19 protein-coding genes are annotated in these 17,620 nt (G+C 65.0%); 9 read left to right on the top strand and 10 right to left on the bottom strand.

Going from position 1 to position 17,620, the window contains the following annotated elements; genetic code table 11:
- Nucleotides 1–142 precede the first annotated feature (142 nt).
- Nucleotides 143–613 (top strand): bactofilin family protein, encoded by a 471-nt coding sequence (locus DND132_RS09095; RefSeq protein WP_014322434.1) that lies wholly within the window; start codon nucleotides 143–145, stop codon nucleotides 611–613.
- A gap of 12 nt (nucleotides 614–625) precedes the next feature.
- Nucleotides 626–784, top strand: a complete 159-nt coding sequence (locus DND132_RS18485; protein WP_014322433.1) for a hypothetical protein — start codon at nucleotides 626–628, stop codon at nucleotides 782–784.
- Nucleotides 785–871: 87 nt separating this feature from the next.
- Here DND132_RS18485 and serB read toward each other — a convergent pair whose 3' ends face one another.
- Nucleotides 872–2,080 (bottom strand): phosphoserine phosphatase SerB, encoded by a 1,209-nt coding sequence (gene serB / locus DND132_RS09090; RefSeq protein WP_014322432.1) that lies wholly within the window; start codon nucleotides 2,078–2,080, stop codon nucleotides 872–874.
- A gap of 571 nt (nucleotides 2,081–2,651) precedes the next feature.
- Between serB and DND132_RS09085 the strand changes: the two genes are divergently transcribed.
- Entirely contained in the window at nucleotides 2,652–3,785 is a 1,134-nt protein-coding gene (locus DND132_RS09085; RefSeq protein WP_014322431.1) for an AI-2E family transporter, read from the top strand.
- A 112-nt stretch (nucleotides 3,786–3,897) separates the two neighbouring features.
- Here the strand turns inward: DND132_RS09085 and DND132_RS09080 are convergent, their stop codons facing one another.
- The 8 genes from DND132_RS09080 to hflK form a co-directional block, all read right to left on the bottom strand.
- Nucleotides 3,898–4,521 carry a LysE family translocator gene (locus DND132_RS09080; protein ID WP_014322430.1) on the bottom strand — a complete coding sequence of 208 codons (624 nt, stop codon included), beginning with the start codon at nucleotides 4,519–4,521 and terminating at the stop codon, nucleotides 3,898–3,900.
- Between the two features lie 275 nt (nucleotides 4,522–4,796).
- Nucleotides 4,797–6,197 (bottom strand): sensor histidine kinase, encoded by a 1,401-nt coding sequence (locus DND132_RS09075; RefSeq protein ID WP_014322429.1) that lies wholly within the window; start codon nucleotides 6,195–6,197, stop codon nucleotides 4,797–4,799.
- 216 nt (nucleotides 6,198–6,413) lie between these two features.
- A complete protein-coding gene (locus DND132_RS09070; RefSeq protein ID WP_014322428.1) occupies nucleotides 6,414–6,614 on the bottom strand; it encodes a hypothetical protein in 201 nt (66 codons plus the stop codon).
- Between the two features lie 142 nt (nucleotides 6,615–6,756).
- Nucleotides 6,757–7,815, bottom strand: a complete 1,059-nt coding sequence (locus DND132_RS09065; RefSeq protein ID WP_014322427.1) for a membrane protein — start codon at nucleotides 7,813–7,815, stop codon at nucleotides 6,757–6,759.
- Nucleotides 7,816–8,703: a 3-methyl-2-oxobutanoate hydroxymethyltransferase gene (gene panB / locus DND132_RS09060; protein ID WP_014322426.1), complete on the bottom strand. Its 888-nt coding sequence runs from the start codon at nucleotides 8,701–8,703 to the stop codon at nucleotides 7,816–7,818.
- Between the two features lie 149 nt (nucleotides 8,704–8,852).
- A complete protein-coding gene (locus tag DND132_RS09055; protein WP_014322425.1) occupies nucleotides 8,853–9,575 on the bottom strand; it encodes a LexA family transcriptional regulator in 723 nt (240 codons plus the stop codon).
- Between the two features lie 278 nt (nucleotides 9,576–9,853).
- Nucleotides 9,854–10,702, bottom strand: a complete 849-nt coding sequence (gene hflC / locus DND132_RS09050; protein WP_014322424.1) for a protease modulator HflC — start codon at nucleotides 10,700–10,702, stop codon at nucleotides 9,854–9,856.
- 15 nt (nucleotides 10,703–10,717) lie between these two features.
- On the bottom strand, nucleotides 10,718–11,785 hold the full coding sequence (gene hflK, locus DND132_RS09045) for an FtsH protease activity modulator HflK (protein ID WP_041915760.1): 1,068 nt from the start codon (nucleotides 11,783–11,785) through the stop codon (nucleotides 10,718–10,720).
- A 99-nt stretch (nucleotides 11,786–11,884) separates the two neighbouring features.
- On the opposite strand from hflK, the gene DND132_RS09040 reads away from it, so the two are divergent.
- From DND132_RS09040 to rnhA, 6 genes are all read left to right on the top strand, one after another.
- The gene (locus DND132_RS09040; protein WP_014322422.1) at nucleotides 11,885–12,385 is read left to right on the top strand and encodes a YkgJ family cysteine cluster protein; all 501 of its coding nucleotides are present in this window, start codon (nucleotides 11,885–11,887) and stop codon (nucleotides 12,383–12,385) included.
- Nucleotides 12,382–13,470: an efflux RND transporter periplasmic adaptor subunit gene (locus DND132_RS09035; protein WP_014322421.1), complete on the top strand. Its 1,089-nt coding sequence runs from the start codon at nucleotides 12,382–12,384 to the stop codon at nucleotides 13,468–13,470. The genes DND132_RS09040 and DND132_RS09035 overlap by 4 nt, the downstream gene beginning before the upstream one ends.
- Nucleotides 13,470–14,198, top strand: coding sequence for an ABC transporter ATP-binding protein (locus DND132_RS09030; RefSeq protein WP_014322420.1), 729 nt, complete (start codon nucleotides 13,470–13,472; stop codon nucleotides 14,196–14,198). The genes DND132_RS09035 and DND132_RS09030 overlap by 1 nt, the downstream gene beginning before the upstream one ends.
- A 288-nt stretch (nucleotides 14,199–14,486) precedes the next feature.
- Nucleotides 14,487–15,716 (top strand): ABC transporter permease, encoded by a 1,230-nt coding sequence (locus tag DND132_RS09025; RefSeq protein ID WP_041915759.1) that lies wholly within the window; start codon nucleotides 14,487–14,489, stop codon nucleotides 15,714–15,716.
- Between the two features lie 76 nt (nucleotides 15,717–15,792).
- Nucleotides 15,793–16,308, top strand: coding sequence for a hypothetical protein (locus DND132_RS09020; RefSeq protein WP_014322418.1), 516 nt, complete (start codon nucleotides 15,793–15,795; stop codon nucleotides 16,306–16,308).
- A complete protein-coding gene (gene rnhA / locus DND132_RS09015) occupies nucleotides 16,295–16,786 on the top strand; it encodes a ribonuclease HI (protein WP_041915758.1) in 492 nt (163 codons plus the stop codon). The genes DND132_RS09020 and rnhA overlap by 14 nt, the downstream gene beginning before the upstream one ends.
- Nucleotides 16,787–17,047: 261 nt before the next feature.
- Here the strand turns inward: rnhA and DND132_RS09010 are convergent, their stop codons facing one another.
- A complete protein-coding gene (locus tag DND132_RS09010; RefSeq protein WP_014322416.1) occupies nucleotides 17,048–17,533 on the bottom strand; it encodes a CinA family protein in 486 nt (161 codons plus the stop codon).
- Nucleotides 17,534–17,620 lie beyond the last annotated feature (87 nt).

The raw sequence follows: 17,620 nt of genomic DNA, 5'->3' as shown, positions 1-17,620 counted from the left end.
GTCCAGCCCTTCCGGACGGTTCCCCTTGGGAAAAAAAAGTGGCTTTCGGCACCCGCCGGGTATATAGGAAACTCCTGCTCTGCTGTCAGGACCGCAACACGGGACGGCCTCGGCCGTCCGGGAAATGAACGAGGAAGACGATATGGGTCTCTTTTCCAGCAAGAACACCAAGGAAAACTCCGAATTGAACGCCTTTCTGGGCGTGGGCACCGAATACAGGGGCAAGCTCGAATTCGTCGGCACGGTGCGCATCGACGGCCGGTTCGAGGGCGAAATCTCCACCGAAGGCGTGCTCATCCTCGGGCGCAAGGCCTTGGTCGAGGGCGTGGTGCGCGTGGGCCAGCTCAACTCCTGCGGCGAGATCATCGGCGAGGTGCACGCCAAGGAAAAGGCCGTGTTCGAAAAGACCAGCGTGCTCAAGGGCAGCCTTGACACACCGGTCCTAGTTGTGGAAAAGGGCGCCGTGGTCGAAGGGACCATCAGCATGACCAGGGCGGCGGCGAGCGACGTCAAGCCCAAGGTCGTGTCCGCGAATTTCGGCGGCGTCGCGGCCAAGCCCGCCGCCAGGGAACTTGAGGTCGCCAAGACCGGCTCCGACGACAGCGGGGCATAACGGAGGTTTACCATGTTTGAACTGGTTATCGAAGACAATGGCAGGGAATACGTCGCGGCCCGGACCGAAGACGCCCGCGAGGCGGAACTGCTCCGCCAGCGCCACGTGCGCTCCCTGACCGACGGCCTGGCCTACATCCGCGAGACCAAGCCCGAAGACGAGAAGAAGTAACCGGCCCCGCCGGTTGCCCGAAAAGATCAGCCCGCCGACGCTGCTGCGCCGGCGGGCTGATCTTTTACGCCCTGTAATCGCGGCCGCCTAGACCACGTCGCGGGAGCGCATGCCGAGCAGGAAGAGGATGGCGTCCAGGCCCAGGGTGGAGATGGCCTGGCGCGCACCCTGCTTGACTTTGGGCTTGGCGTGGAAGGCGATGCCCAGGCCCGCCAGGTTGAGCATGGGCAGGTCGTTGGCCCCGTCGCCCACGGCGATGACCTGTTGCAGGGAAATGCCCTCCTGGTCCGCGATGGACTGGAGCAGCTCGGCCTTTTTCTGGGCGTCCACGATGTCGCCCACGGCCTTGCCGGTGAGCTTGCCGTCTTTGATCTCCAGCTGGTTGGCGTAGACGTAGTCGATGCCGTAGCGTTTGCGCAGGATGTCGCCGAAATAGGTGAACCCGCCGGACAGGATGGCGATCTTGTAGCCCACGTTCTTGAGGTTGGAGATGAGCTTCTCCGCGCCCTCGGACATGGGCAGCCGCTCGGCCACCCGCTTCAGCACGGACTCGTCCAGACCCTCGAGCAGGGACAACCGTTTGCGCAGGGACTGCTTGAAGTCGAGCTCGCCGCGCATGGCGGACTCGGTGATGGCGGCCACCTGGTCGCCCACGCCCGCCTCCTTGGCCAGCTCGTCGATGACCTCGGCCTGGATCAGGGTGGAGTCCATGTCAAAGGCCACCAGACGGCGGTTGCGGCGGAAGATGTTGTCCTCCTGGAAGCCGATGTCCACCATCATGCGCGAGGAGATGTCCAGGAACTGGGCGCGCAGCTCGGCCACGTCCCGGGGCGTGCCGCGCACGGTGAACTCCACGCAGCCGCGCGCGCACTCGTAGTCGTTGCAGTCGAGCGGCACCCGGCCGGACAACCGGTAGATGGTGTCGATGTTCAGTCCGGCATCGGAGACCACCTTGGTGATGGCCGCGATCTGCGCGGCCGAGACCGAGCGGGCCAGCAGGGTGATGATGTAGCGCGGCCGGTGCGCCTCGCCCACCCAGGACGTGTATTTCTCCTCGTCCAGGGGGTGCAGGCGCATGGTCACACCGAGCTCGTGGGCCTTGAAGAGCAGGTCCTTGAGCACCGGCTGGGAGTTGGCGGGCAGCCGGATGAGGATGCCGAGCGTCAGGAAGTTGTGGATGACCACCTGCCCGATGTCGAGCACGTCCACGTCGTATCCCGCCAGCACGCCGGACAGTTCGGCCGTCAATCCGGGCCGGTCGCCGCCTGTAACGTGCACTAAAATGATCTTTTCCATGAATTGGGCTCCCAGGTAAAACTTGGGCGGACCTTCTCATATATTGCCCGAACAGTAAACTGTGGGGGGATGGGGGGGCGGGGGGCGGCTTCCGATAGCGGCGCATCTGCACATTTTTTCCGGCCGGGCCAATCCTCACGTAGACGGCTATCGCTGCTGTCGTCATCTCTAAGACCGAGCAAGCTCGGCCTAAGAGCTGAGGCACGCTGCGGTTGGCCCGACCGGAAGAAAATGCACAGCTACACCACTCTCGAAAGCCTTGTGCGAGCGCGGGGGAGAGAGCCGCTGTCGGGTGCTACGCACCCGAGTCGCTCCATTTGTGGAAGAAGAAGGGAGGGGAGACCGGGATTATCGTGTTCGCAGCCCGCGAAGCGGCACCAAAAAGTTTGGGAGAGGCCAGAGAACCCTTTTCAAAGGGTTCTCTGGCCGCCGGAGGCGCCCGCCCGGCGAGGGGCCGCCGGAGGCATTCGTTCGCCGGGGCATCGTCACACAAGTGGGCGTTGTCTAAAACGGGGCGGGCTGGTAAGGAGGCGGATAGATTCGAATCCTTGCAGTTTTTTCAGGAGGGGCCATGTTCGAGAGCGGCAAGCCGTACACCCTGGATTCCGTGGTGCGGATGGTATTGGGGGCCGGGTTTTTCATCGGCATGGTCTGGCTGCTGGACTATCTGTCGGGCGTGCTGGTGCCGTTCGTGGCGGCCCTGCTGGTGGCCTATCTGCTCAATCCGCTGACCTGCTGGGTGGAGCGGCGGGTGGGCAATCGCGGGGTGGCCGTGCTGCTGACCATGCTGCTTCTGCTGGCGGCGGTGGCCGGGGTGGTCCTGTTGGTGGTGCCCATGATGGTCAAGGAGTTCGCCCACATGGGCCAGGTCCTTTCGCGACTGGTCTCCAACACGGAGTTCGCGGACAAGGTGGCCGCGCATCTGCCGCCGGACATCTGGGCCTGGGTGCGCGAGACCGCGCAGTCGCCCGAGGTGCGGGACCTGTTCACGGCCCAGGGCGCACTGAACGCGGCCAGGACCGTGCTCGGCAACGTGGTCCCCGGCATCCGGGGCGTGGCCGTGGGCGCGATCAACGCGGCGGCCGGGCTGTTCGGGGTGTTCGTCATCCTGCTCTACGTCATCTTTCTGCTGGCCGATTTCGGGCGCATCAAGGCCGGGTGGCAGGACTACCTGCCCGCGTCGTATCGCGAGGGCGTGGTCGGGTTCCTGGACGAGTTCGAGAGGACCATGGGGCTCTATTTCCGGGGCCAGATCATCGTCTGCCTGCTGGTGGGCGTGCTCATGTCCGTCGGCTTCGTGCTCATCGGCCTGCCCCTGGGACTGGTCATGGGCATGCTCATCGGCATCCTGAACATCGCGCCCTATCTGGGTGTGGCCGGGGCCGTGCCGGTCCTGTTCCTGGCCGGGCTGAACTCGCTGGAGGCGGGCGAATCCATCTGGCTGGGCATCGGCCTGGCCGTGCTGGTCATGGGCGTGGTCCAGGTCATTCAGGACGCGGTTCTGGTGCCGAAGATCCAGGGCGAGAGCCTGGGCTTGTCCCCGTGGCTCATCCTCCTGTCCCTGTCCATCTGGGGCCGCCTCCTCGGCTTCCTGGGCCTGCTCATCGCCCTGCCCATGACCTGCCTGTGCCTGTCCTACTACCGCCGCCTCCTGGCCAGGAAGGCGGCCGCGCTCGCACCGGAACGGGCTGTGGAAGCGGACTGATCCGCCGTCAAGGAAAGCATCGCGCCCCCGGACCGGCCTGGTCCGGGGGCGTTTTTGTTTGGTTCAGGGACCGGCGATCGTCCGGCGGGAAAAAACGTGAAGCGGCCTTCCGTTACGCCCGCTTCAGCGCCGCAGTCAGGATCCCCGCGCCGATCAGGGTGGTGCCGCCGATGCGGTTGATGGTCTTCATGGACCGGGGGTTGGCCACGATGCGTCGGGCCTTGACCGCGAGCAGGGCGTAGAACAGGGCCACGACCATGGTCAGGGCCTGGACGGTGATTTCGAGGAGGAGCAGCTGGGGCAGCTGGGGCCGGTCCGGGGCGATGAACTGGGGCAGGAAGGCGCACAGGAAGACGATGGCCTTGGGGTTGGTGGCCGTGACCAGACAGGCGTTGAGCAGGTGGGTCCGGTTGCTGGCCGGGCGCACGCAGTCCGGCCCGGTCCCGGCGGCGGGGTCGGCCCGCCAGGCCTTGACGCCCAGGTACACGAGATAGGCCGCGCCCGCCCACTTGAAGACCGCGAACAGCTCGGCGGACGCGGCGAGCAGCATGCCCAGCCCGGCCAGGGAGGCCACGGCGGCCACGAAGTTGCCGAGCCCCACGCCCAGCGCCAGGGGCACGGCGGCGCGCCGTCCCTGGGTGAGCGAGCTGCCCACGACCATCATCACGGTGGGGCCGGGAATGAGCAGCACCACCACGGTGGCGGTCAGAAAGACCAGATAGGTATCCAAATCCATGCGGGCTCCGGGGCTGAAGTGGGGTCGACTTGCGATTGGACAGGACCCGCCCCCGCTTGTCAAGCGGACACCCCCCCGCTCTTCTTCGCGCCCCACCCCTAACAACCAACAACCGCCCCTCCCCCAAACGCCCAGACCGAGGCTTGTGAGAGTGGGTTGGCTGTGCATTTTCTTCCAGGGGGCTTTCGCCGCAGCGTAGTGGGCCTACGTGAGGACGAAAGCCCCCTGGAAAAAATGTGCAGACGGCCCGCTATCGCAAGCCGCCGCCAACAAAATTACGTCTGCTCGAAGGGCAGGACAAAGGAGAACGTATTCCCGTCGGGGGTGTGTTCGTAGGAGACCTTGCCGCCGTGCAGCTCGACCACCTGGCGGACGAAGTAGAGGCCGCGTCCGGTGCCGGACTTGTGGGCCACGTTGCCCGCGCGGAAGCCGGGCTTGAACACGTCCATGGGCTCGTTCAGGTCCAGGGCGGCGCCCGAGGAGGTGATCCACAGCCGGATGCCGGGCTTGCCCGGGCCGAAGAAGTCTTCGAGGACCTTCCAGCCGTAGGTGGCGCGCTTTTCCTTCCGGCCTTCCGGGATGACAACCTTTTCCGTGTATTTCAGGGCGTTGGACAGGAGGTTGTCGAGGACCTGGGCGATCAGGCCCCGGTCCAGGACCAGGCGGATGACCTGGTCCTCGGCGCACTCCGTGGCCAGGATCAGGCGGATGTGCTGTTCCTCGAAGCGGTGGCGGAAACGCTCGATGACCGGATCGATGACCGTGGTCCGCAGGTTCACGTCCCGCTTGTCGAGCACGTAGCGGCCCTCCTCGAAGTGCCGCCGCCTGAGCAGGGTCTCCAGGAACATGGAGGTGGACTCGTAGTGGGAGTAGATCTCCTGGTACTGGGCCTCGATGCCCCCGGCGATCTCGGCCAGCCGGTTGCCCTCGGCGACCAGTTCCGGGCTGGCGCCCTTGTTCAGCTCGCCCAGGATGGAGGTGGTGGTCAGGTGCAGCTGCTCGATCTTGCGCTTGAGCCGGTTGAAATAGAGCTTGAAGTACATGTTGGGCACGATGACGTTGTGCCCGATGTCCTGGACCATGGACTTGATGAAGGCGATGTGCTCGCGGTTGCGGGCGCGGATGATCCGGTGGTGCAGTTGGTAGCCCACGCGGTTGACGTACTTTTCGAGGAAGAGCCGGGCATGGCCGGGCATGCCCGCGCAGGGGCGCATGACGAAGCTGCCGAGCACGTTGTGGGGCGGCTCGAAGGCGAGCATGTCGTTGAATTCCGGGTTGCCCCGGATGGGCACGTACATGCTCTCGCCCCGGATGGTCAGCCGCTCGTTCATGACGTCGCTCCAGGGCTGGGTGGACTCCTTGTCGCACTTGCCCGAGGAGCAGGCGGCCAGGGCGAAGGTCTCCTCGTCCTCGAGGATGTACATGGTCGATTCGAGGTTGAACAGGGCCAGGGGGATGGCCATGCAGACCGCGTAGAACATTTCGCGGCCGCGCATCTCCTGGGCGAGTTCGAAGAAGATGTTCAGGGCGAGGGTCTGGCGCCGGGAGAAGTCGTAGCCGTCATAGTCGAGGAACTTGGCCTCGATCCGTTCGACCACGCGGGCGATGCGCTCGTCATCGGTGAGTTCCAGCAGGTTGCCGCCGGTGAGGGCGTGTTCCTTGTCGAGGTCGTTCATGCGCACGTCCGGGCCGTTTGAGTATGCCGATTTGCCATATGCATACGCCGTTAGGGCAAATATGACAAGGAATCGGCCCGAAAAGACCGGATAAGGCGCGGCCTGCCCCAAAACGGGGAAAGGGCCGCTTGCGCGGCCCTTTCGAGGGGTTAGAGGTCTGCTTTTGAGGAGGGGTTTGAGGTTAGAAACTGCTTTTCAAGGGAGGTATGGTGTATGCTAGATGACCCGGTCCCTGCGTCGTTTCACCCGGACGGGATGGGGGGTTGTCGTCCGGACGGGCACGGGGACCCCGGCCGTGAAGCCTGAATCTTCCTCCACTTCCCGGACGCCGGGGTCGGCGTCCGGGTCGGTGAGGAGGGGCCGCCGCAACAACACGGCGACCAGGATGATGAGAGTGACGGTAACTGCATCAATCATGACCTGCTTTTAGCACAGGGCGTGCCAAACACTTGAAGTCAATGATTTCGGTGCGTTATACATTCGTTGCATGTTCAACATTTGTGCAATGTGATGTGCATTGCACAAATATTTGTGCAGCGTTGCACAAACCCGGACGGGATCAGTGCATGATCAGGGCGTAGACCGCGCCCACCAGGGCGATGGTCAGGCTGCGGGAGACCTGGTTGTAGAGGATAAGCTTGAAGGCCATGCGCGGCCGGAAGATGCCCGCGTAGTAGGGGAACTGGTGGCGGAAGGCGCGCACCGGGGAGGAGAGCACGTTGCCGAGCATGAGGGCCAGGATGACCTGCACCTGGGTCAGGGAGGTGTCGGCGATCAGCGCGCTGGCCACGGCCAGCCCGGCGGTGAACTCGGCGGCCATGTGGAAGGCCACGATGGACAGGGCCTCGGGCGGCAGGAAGGTGAACAGGGGAATCCCGCCCGCCATGGCCGACTGGAGCCAGGCGAACAGGCCGAGCTGCTTGAGCACGAAGAACAGGGCGTAGATGGGGCAGGTCAGGTAGAGGATCTTGGGCAGCCGTTTGGTGAACCGCTTCCAGGCCCCCCTGAGCGCCCGGGACAGGGTGGCGGCCAGCCTCCGGCCGAGAATGCGCAGGACCGGGCCGGGCCTCCGGCGCAGGCGGACCCAGGTGATCTTGACCCGGTGCCCGTTCCAGCGCTTGTCGATCTCGGCCAAGCGGCAGGGCAGGCATCCCTCGGGCAGGGGCGGGAGCAGGAACTTGCCCGCCAGGACGATGCCCATGGTCCGCAGGACCGAGGCCAGGGCGGTCAGCCCCACGTAGGTGTAGGCCGCCGAGCCGATGAACGGGCTGGCGATGAAGAAGATGGTCGGCAGGTGCAGGAAATAGGTGGGCAGGGAGTTGAACAGGTTGGACAGGACCAGCTCCCGGTCCGACAGTTCACCCTTTTCGTGGGCCTCGGCGAGCATGGTGTTGGCCGTCAGCCCGGAGAAGAAGGCCATGGTGAAGCTGGCCGCCGAGATGTCCTTGAGCCGGGCGCGCCGGGCCAGGGGCTCGGCCAGCTTGGCCGCGTAGCGGGTCCAGTTCAGGGACTCGATGAGGATGCCCACCATCAGGGCCACGGAGATATAGAAGGTCAGCCTGATCAGCGGCCAGAACAGGCCGTTCCAGAGGACCGGCCAGGAGAGGTCGAGGGTCATCTACTTCTTCTTGGGTTTGACCTTGATCTTGCGGACCTGCGCCAGTTCGGCCTCGGGCATGTAGAAGGTGTTCTTGTCGCCGGGGAAGGTGGTCTTGCGGACCTCGGCGCAGTACATCTCCACGGCCTTGCGCGAGGCCTCGCCCAGCTCGGCGAAGCGGCGCACGAACTTGGGCGTGAAGCGGTCGAACAGGCCGAGCGCGTCGTGGTAGACCAGGATCTGGCCGTCGGTCACGTTGCCCGCGCCGATGCCGATGGTCGGGATGGTCACGGCCTCGGTGACGAGCCGGGCGGCCTCCACGGGCATGGCCTCCAGGACCACGCTGAAGGCCCCGGCCTCCTCCACTGCCTGGGCGTCCTCGATGAGCACGCGGGTGGCCTCGGCGGACTTGCCCTGGGCCTTGAACCCGCCGAATTTGGCCACGTGCTGCGGGGTCAGCCCCACGTGGGCCATGACCGGCACGCCCGCCTCGACCAGGGCGGTGATCTGCGGGACCACGGCCCGGCCGCCCTCGAGCTTGACCGCCCGGGCCCCGCCCTCGCCCATGAGCCGGTGCGCGGTGCACAGGGCCCGCTCCACGGTGGCGAAGGACATGAACGGCATGTCGGCCACCAGCAGGGCGCGCCGGACGCCCCGGGCCGCGGCCCGGGTGTGGTGGACCATCTCGTCCACGGTCACGGACAGGGTGTCCTCGCGGCCGAGTACGACCATGGCCAGGGAGTCGCCCACCAGGACGAGGTCCACGCCCGCCTGGTCCACGATGAGCCCGGACGGGTAGTCGTAGGCGGTCATGCAGCAGATTTTTTCGCCGCCCTTCATGGCCTGGATGTCGGGCGCGGTGACGGGCTTGGCCTTGGCCTCGGTGGTGGTCTTCTTGGGGGTGCTCATGGCACGGAGAGTAGGGCCGCTTGCGCTTTCAAGTCAAGGGGACATGCGTCCGGGTGCGTTCCCCGCGCGTTTCGGGCGCAAAAAAAGGGCCGCCCGTTGTCCGGACGGCCCGTTTTTTCGTCTGACGAGGCCGGAATCCGCGCCTCGGCCTACATGGGGGCGAGGTTCTGCAGGACCCAGATGACCCGGCCCACGGTGCGGGCGTTCATCTCTTCGGCCGGGATGGTCAGGTCGGAATACTGGTCGTTGTCCGCCTTGAGCAGGAAGGTGTCCCCCTGGTGGAAGACCCGGCGAATGGTCAGGCCCTGGTGCGGGAAGTGGACCGCGCACAGGTCGCCGTCGGGATGCTCGCTCTGGTCGCGGTCGATGCCCACGAAGGCGCCGCGCGTGATGACCGGGTCCATGCTCGCGGAGTCCACCTTGACCACCAGCAGCCTGGGGCGGCAGAAGGACTCGGGCACGGACAGCTCCTCGATGGACTTGGGCTCCCAATCGGCGGCGTCCTTGTCCGCGCCGGCCATGGTGGAGACCGGCACCAGGCGGCCGCGGGAGTTCATCCGGCCGTAGGGGGCCGGGGTCTCGCGCAGCAGGGTGTCGGCCGGGACCTTGGCCTTGTCCGCATTGATGTACACGGGCTCCACGCCCTCGGACAGCCAGTCCGGGTCCAGACCGTGGCTGCGGTACAATTTCAAAAACCAGTCCGCGGGGATTGAGCATCGGCGCTTGGCGTCGGAAATGCTCGACTGTCTGACGTCGAGCACCTCGGCCAACTGGACCTGGGTACGGGCCCCGGTCGCCTTCTTGATGCGCTCAAGCGCTTCCTCGAACCACTTGAGCTGCGCTTCGTCACATCTCCGTTTCTTCTTGGGCATAGTCGCTCCTTAACGAGTGATGACGGCATGGGGGAGGCCTTCCCTATTATCGGGATATGGCAATCCTTGTATGTCCGCCATTATATTTTATCAAAGGGGGTAACCCCCGTACCAAACGACAGGTTCCACCGACAAAAAAGGTGCCGGGAAAATCTCCTGGCGACTTTGGGAGAATCTCCCGATAATGTCAATGATATCGTTTAAGGTTATTTTTGGCAAAAGAAAAAGGATGTGGCCCTCATGTGACCACATCCTCATCTTATGGTCTCGTCGTCTTTCTATTGCAGATGTTTCAGGAAGGGACTTTTCGGGGTCAGGATGAAGCGGGTGTTCTTGTCGAAACCGCGCCGGTAGGCGTCCAGGCTCCGGGTGAATTCGTAGAAGTCGGGATTTTGCCCCAGGGCCTGGGCATAGACCTTGGTGGCCTGGGCGTCGCCCTCGCCGCGGATGATCTCGGCCTGCTTCTGGGCGTCGGCCAGGATGATGGTCCGTTCCTTGTCCGCGTTGGCCTTGATCTTGGCCGAGGCCTCCTGGCCTTCGGAGCGGTACTGCTTGGCCTGGCGCTCACGCTCGGCCTTCATGCGCCCGTAGATGGACCGGGCGTTCTCCGCGGGCAGGTCCGTGCGCTTGATGCGCACGTCGAGGACCTCGATGCCGTAGGGTTCGAGCAGCTCCTTGGAGCGTTTGGTCACCGCGTCCATGATCTCCTGGCGCTTGTGCGAGACCACCTCGATCAGGGTGTAGCGGCCCAGCGCCACCCGGAGCTGCGAGCGGACGATGTCGTCCAGCCGGGCCCGGGCGCCCTGGATGGTGCGCACCTTGGTGTAGAAGGTCAGCGGGTCGATGATCCGCCACTTGGTGTAGGAGTCCACGTTCATGTACTTCTTGTCCGTGGTGGTGATCTCCTCGGGCTTGGCGTCGAAGTCCAGGATGCGCGCGTCGAAGAAGACCACGGTCTGGACCACGGGCAGCTTGAAGTGCAGGCCGGGGCCGAGCTGGCCGCTGACCGGCCGGCCGAGCTGGATGACGATGGCCTGCTGGGTCTGATCCACGGTGAAGGCCGCGGAGGTCAGGGCGAAGGCCCCGAGGACGATGACGATGCCGAGTATGATGGTCGTTTTCTTCATGTCGGACCTCCCCCTTTACTGTGCTTCCTTGGGAGCGGCCGGGCGCGGCTGCTTGTCCAGGGGGAGATAGGGTACGGATTGCTTGAGGGCGTCTTCGGACATGACCAGCTTTTCGGTGTCCGGGTTGGCCAGGATGGCCTCCATGGTCTCCAGGTACAGCCGCTCGCGGGTGATGTCCTTGGCCTTCTCGTACTCTCTGAGCACGGACAGGAACCGGGCCGCGTCGCCCTCCGACTTGCGGACCTTGGCCTCCTTGTAGGCCTGGGCCGCGTTGGTGATGCGGGCGGCCTCGCCGCGCGCCTTGGGCAGGATGTCGCGCTGGTACGCCTCGGCCTCGTTGATGTAGCGGCTCTTGTCCTCGCGGGCGGAGGCCACATCCTTGAAGGCCTCGATGACCTCGTCCGGCGGATGCACGTTCTGCATCTGTACCGCGACCACGGACAGGCCGGTCTTGTAGTTGTCGAGGATGCGCTGCATGAGCTCCCTGGTCTGGACCTGGATCTCCTGCTTGCCCGTGGTCAGGGCGTCGTCGATCTTGCCGTTGCCGATGACCTCGCGCATGGCCGCCTCGCCCGCGTGGGCCAGGGTCTGCTCGGGGTCATTGACGTTGAACAGGTAATTCTGTGCATCCTTGATCATGTACTGGACGATGAACTGTACGGAGACGATGTTCTCGTCGCCGGTGAGCATCAGGGACTCTTCCTTGACCTCGCGGCTGGACCCCTGCTGGAAGCTCTGCGTGACGGGCCCCACGGACCGGAAGCCGAACTCGATACGCCGGATCTGCGTCACCTTGGGGGTGAGCACGCTTTCCACCGGGTAGGGGATGTGGTAGTTCGGACCCGCGGTGGTGACGCGGTTGAACTTGCCGAACTGCTTGACCACGCCCACCTCGTCGGGCTCCACGATGTAGAACCCGCTGGCGATCCAGAGGAGGATGAAAATAGGAATGACGAACTTCCAACCGGGCAGCTTGAACTTCTTCAGTTTCTCGAGCTGGTCCTGGAAATCGTCGAAGCTCGGCGGCTTGCCGCCGGGGCGCCCCTGTTGCTGCTTTTGTAATTTGTCCCAATCCCAATTCATAATGACCCACAAGTAGGCATATTGCGTGTTCAGGTCAAGAAAAGCCGGAGGAAAATGCATGCGCGTCACCCCTTGGGGCGGCATCCGGGAGCGTCGGGCGTGAACCCGCTCGACTGGCTCGCCGGCCTCGACTCCCCGACCGGCCTGTTTCGCCGTTTCCGCTCCCGCGTCCTGCGCCGCGAGGTGGAGGTGGTCGGGCGGTGCACCCTGTGCGGCCGCTGCTGCCGGTCCGTGCTCCTGCGCGACCGGGGGCGCTGGCTGCGCAGCCTGTCCCAGTTCGAGCGGCTGGTGGCCGAGGCCCCGGAACACGCCCGGTTCCGCCCGAAAAAACGCAATGCGGACGGGTACCTGCTCTTCGACTGCGCCCTGCTCGGCGAGGACAACCTCTGCACCGATCACGACACCCGGCCCGCTTTGTGTGGAAATTATCCGTCCAAGTCGCTATATTACCATGGCGGCCGGTTGCCGCAGGGGTGCGGCTACGCCTTCAGGGCCGTGACCTTCCGCGACGTGCTCTTCGGCCGCAGGCCGTTCAAACCCGCTGATTTTTCCGCCATGCTGCGCCGGGAAATCGAACAGGAACAAGACAAGCAGACATGAAGAAGCTCATATTCATCCTCATCGCCGCGCTCCTCACCGGAGGCGGCGTCTGGTACTTCACCGCCGGACAGTCCACGGACAGGATCAAGGTTCTCAAGACCGCCAAGGTCGCCAGGGGCAGCGTCTCCAAGGTTCTGGAGGCCACCGGCATCGTCAAGGCCCAGGTGGGCGCCCAGGTCAAGATCGGGGCCCAGGCCACCGGCGTGCTCGAATCCGTGCCCGTCAAGGTCGGCGACCACGTCCGGAAGGGCGACCTCGTGGCCCGCATCGACGCCCGCGAGCTCAAGGCGCGCATCAGTGAGGCCAAGGCCAACCTCGACCTGGCCCAGGCCAAGCTCCAGTACATGGAGAAGAACCTGCCCCGCCAGCGCACCCTGGTCCAGAAGCGCCTGGAGGCCCAGGACTCCCTGGACGTGGCCACCCAGGACGCCCAGATGGCCCGCTTCAGCGTGGCCGCGGCCAAGGCCAAGCTCGACACCCTGCGCGTCCAGCTGTCCTACACCAGCATCTACTCGCCCATCGACGGCGTGGTCAGCCAGGTGGCCGCCCAGGAGGGGGAGACCATCGTCTCCGGCCTGTCCGTGTCCAACCTGATCACCGTGCTCAATCCGGAAATGCTCGAGATGTGGATCTACGTGGACGAGACCGACGTGGGCCGCGTCAAGGCGGGCCTGCACGTGCGCTACACCGTGGACGCCTACCGCGAAAAGGTCTTCGAGGGCGTGGTGGACCGCATCTACCCCGAGCCGGAAATCCGCGACAACATCGTCTACTACCGCACCCTGGTCAAGGTCACCCGCGAACAGGCCGACTTCCTGCGCCCGGAGATGACCACCCAGTGCAAGATCATCGTCCGGACCAAGGACGACGTGCTCGTCGTGCCCAACAACGCCCTCAAGTGGGTCAAGGACCGCCAGGTCTGCTTCCGCGTGACCGACCCCGAAAAGCAGCCCGAGGAGGTCACGCCCAAGCTCGGCCTGGTCGGCCTGGAGACCTCCGAGGTCCTGGACGGCCTGTCCGAGGGCGACGTGGTCGCCACCCAGCTCGTCCTGCCCGGCGCCAAGGTCGGCAAGAAGGGGCTGTAATGGAACCGGCCATCTCCCTGAACGGGATCACCAAGACCTTCCTCCAGGGCAAGGGCGACGAGTCCGACCCCGGCATCAAGGTCCTCAAGGGCATCACCCTGGACGTGGCCCCCGGCGAGTTCATCGCCCTGCAGGGCACGTCCGGCTCGGGCAAGTCCACCCTGCTGCACATCATCGGCCTGCTCGACCGGCCCACCTCGGGCGTCTACCATCTGCTCGGCCGAGACGCCTCCAACCTCGACGACGACCAGCAGTCCGACCTGCGCAACAAGGCGCTCGGCTTCGTGTTTCAGTCCTTCTACCTGATCTCCTACGCCACCGCCCTGGAGAACGTCATCCTGCCCGGCCTCTACTCCGGCAGGCCGCGCGCCGAACTGCTCTCAAGGGCCGAGGCCCTCCTCGAACGCGTGGGCCTGGCCGACCGCATGCACTTCAAGCCCTCGCGCCTGTCCGGCGGCCAGCAGCAGCGTGTGGCCATGGCCCGGGCCCTGCTCAACGACCCGCGGATACTCCTGGCCGACGAACCCACGGGCCAGCTCGACTCCAACACCTCGGCCGAGATCATGAAGCTCTTCCACGACGTGCACCGCGCCGGGCAGACCATCGTCCTCGTCACCCACGACGAGGACGTGGCCCGCGAGGCCGACCGCATCATCCGCCTCCACGACGGCCGCATCGCCGAGGACGTGAAAACAAATGCCTCCGGCGGCCAGGGGGGAAACTTTTGAAAAAGTTTCCCCCCTGGACACCCCTTCCAAATTTTTTATGTGCCTTCGGCAGGGGCGGAGGGAAGCGGAAGGACGGAGAGGGTATTTGGATACCCGGCATGAATTTTTGATAAGTTGATATATTTGTAATGTAAAAACAGACAAAAAACCGGCTCACCCTCCCGCGCAGCGGCGCCAAAAAGTTTGGGAGGGTGAGAGGGGATGGGGGTCCGGGGGAAGGGGAGAGAGGGAACCCTTTCCAAAGGGTTCCCTCTCTCCCCTTCCCCGGCCGCCGGAGGCGACACACGAATGATGCGGACTGTTGGCAGGGTGGTGAGCATGGGCTTGGAGGCGGTATGGGCCTTCAAGTTGCGGTCCGTTTTCGTGGTCTTGGGCGTGGCCTTCGGCATCGCCTCGCTGACGCTGATCGTCACGGCGGTGGACGGGGCCAACCGCATGGCCGTGGAGATGGTCGACATGTTCGGCCCGGACGCGGCCCTGGTCTTCGGCGGCAATTTCCAGAAGCGGGCGGTGGGCATGCGCACCCTGACGCTGAGCCGCGAGGACGCGGACCGCATCCGTGATTCCCTGCCCGGCGCGTACCAGGTGCTGCCCATGCGGGCCAAGAGCGGGCAGACGGTCAGGGCGGGCAGCCGCAGCTACCAGGACGTGACCATAGTGGGCACCACCCAGGACTACTCCAAGGCCTGGAACTGGCCGCTGAGCGAGGGGCGCGACCTGTCGGCCGAGGACGAGCGCATCGGGGCCAAAGTCGCCCTGCTCGGCGACACGCCGTCGCGGGAGCTGTTCGGCGACGAGTCGCCCGTGGGCCGGGTCCTGTACGTCTCGGGCATCCCGTTCCAGGTAGTCGGCAAGCTGTCCTATCGCGGCGTGACCTCGGGCGGGGGCGGCGACGTGGACAACCGGATCATCATCCCCCTGTCCACCCTGGTCCAGCGCTACAACATGGACCGCAAGTATTTCCGGGCGCTGCGGGTCAAGTTCGTGGAGCCGGACTACATGGCCGCGCACACCGAGAACCTGCGCTCCCTGCTCCGCCACCTGCACCACCTCAACCCCGAGGATGACGACGACTTCTCCATCCTGACCGCCGACGAGGTCCTCAAGTTCCTGGCCTTCTTCAAGGGCGGCCTGACCCTGTTCCTGGGCGTGACCGCGGGCATCGCCGTGCTCGTGGGCGGCTTCGTCCTGGCCAACCTCTTCTCCATCTCGGTTTCGGAGCGGGCCGAGGAGATCGGCCTGAAAAAGGCCATGGGCGCACGCAACTCCGCCATCATGCTGCAATTCCTGGTCGAGGCCTGCGCCCTGACTCTGCTCGGCGGCGTGCTCGGCCTGTTCCTCGGTCTGGGACTCGGCCAGTTCCTGTCGCGCCTCGACATCCTGACCATCAAATTCTCGTGGAAGGCCTTCTTCATGGCCCTGGCCGGCTCCCAGGCCGTGGGCCTGGTCTTCGGCCTCAAGCCCGCCCGTCAGGCCGCGTCCCTGGACCCCATCCAGGCCCTGCGCGGCGAAGGCTAGCCCCGTCCCGACCCGACAAGCGCGGGCGGCCCCCTTCGCCCTTGCCTGAAACCCGCCCGCACGATAGAAAGCGGAAATGCGTCGCATCACCATCCCCCGAGTGCACGGCTCCACGCACAGGGAAAAGCTCATCCGCTCCCTGGCGCTCATCCTCGTCTTCGCCGCCGTCATCTGGGCGTTCATGAAGAACAACGAGCACGTGGTCGAGGTTCTGAACCAGCAGAGCGCCGTCTACGACGAGACCAAGACCCTGACCAGGGACCAGAAGAAGATGATCGTCTCCTTCACCCAGACCCTGCGCGAAAAATGGGGGATGGACTGCAAGATCCAGATCTACGGCGGCGACTTCGTGGTCCCGGAACTGAACGACAAGACCATGTACATGGGACTCGCCCCGGCCATCAACGCGGCCGAACTGCGCTTCCCCCCGCTCATGCGCACCGCGCTGGGCCCGGAATTCATCGACTCCCTCAAGACCACCTTCCTGCTCCCGTCCTTCGACGACGGCGAGTGGCCCCTGGCCATCCAGGAGGTCCTGGTGGAAATCCTCAAGAAACTCGACTCATTGAACAAGGAGAATGCGCGTGAGTGATCGCGTGACCATGTATACGGACGGCTCCTGCCTCGGCAACCCCGGCCCCGGCGGCTACGGCGCCATCCTCATCCACGGCGAATACCAGGGCGAAAACGGTGCCAATTACAAGGAACTTTCCCAGGGCTACAAGCGGACCACCAACAACCGCATGGAGCTCCTCGCCGTCATCGTCGGCCTGTCCTCCCTGACCCGCCCCTGCACCGTGGACCTCTGGACCGACTCCAAATACGTCCAGCAGGCCATCACCCAACGCTGGCTCAAGAACTGGCAACGCAACGGCTGGAAAACCGCCGCCAAGAAACCGGTCAAGAACCAGGACCTCTGGCAACGGCTCATGCCCCTCATCGAAGAACACGACGTCACCTTCCACTGGGTCAAGGGACACGCCGGTCACCTGCTCAACGAACGCGTGGACGACCTGGCCAGAGGCGCCGCCTCGGGCAGAGGCCTGCTCGTGGACGAGGGCATGGAGTAGAAGAAGCCTCCGGCGGGCCCTCGCCGGGCGGGCGTCTCCGACGGCTGGGGCGCTGCCCCAGGCCCCGCCAGAGAACCCTTTGAAAAGGGTTCTCTGGACTCTCCCAAACTTTTTGTGTGCCTTCGGCAGGGGCGTGCGGACGCGGGATGGCATCCGGTTGGGTTGGGTGCTGCTTGGTGGAGGGCCTGGCTGTGCGCGGCCATGCGGCGTCCCGAAGGGGCCGCCGGAGGCATTCCCCGCTCGCCCTTTCACGCCCCCTTGCTACTTCGTCACGCCGAGCAGCCCGTTGATGGCGGTCATGACGGATTGTCCCTTGATCTGGTCGCGGTTGCCCTGGAAGTGGTATTTTCGGGCGCGTATGCCGTCGGGCCAGGCCCAGGCGATCCAGACGGTGCCCACGGGTTTGTCCGGGGTGCCGCCGGAGGGTCCGGCGATGCCGGAGATGGCCACGGACACGTCCGCGCCGATGGTCTTGAGCGCGCCCCGGGCCATGGCCAGGACGACGGGTTCGGAGACCGCGCCGTGTTCTTCGAGGGTGGCGGCGGGCACGTCCAGGAGTTTGTTCTTGACCGTGTTCGAGTAGGCGACCACGGACCCGGCGAACCATTCGGAGCTGCCGGGGGTATCGGTCAGGGTGCTGGCGAGCAGCCCGCCGGTGCAGGACTCGGCGGTGGCCAGGAAGTGATTTTGCGCGCGCAGGCATTCGCCGAGTTCGGCCACGGCCCGCGCGATGAGATAGGTGTCCATGTTTGTCCTCCGTGTTCCGGTTTTACAAAAACCCGTAATGGGTTGCAATGACGGCGAGGTCGTTTGTATGGTCGGGCGGGAGGAGTC

It is taken from the genome of Pseudodesulfovibrio mercurii (assembly GCF_000189295.2).
GTDB lineage: Bacteria > Desulfobacterota > Desulfovibrionia > Desulfovibrionales > Desulfovibrionaceae > Pseudodesulfovibrio > Pseudodesulfovibrio mercurii.
Note: the sequence above shows the minus strand (reverse complement) of the source record. Positions and strands in the feature narration are given on the sequence as shown.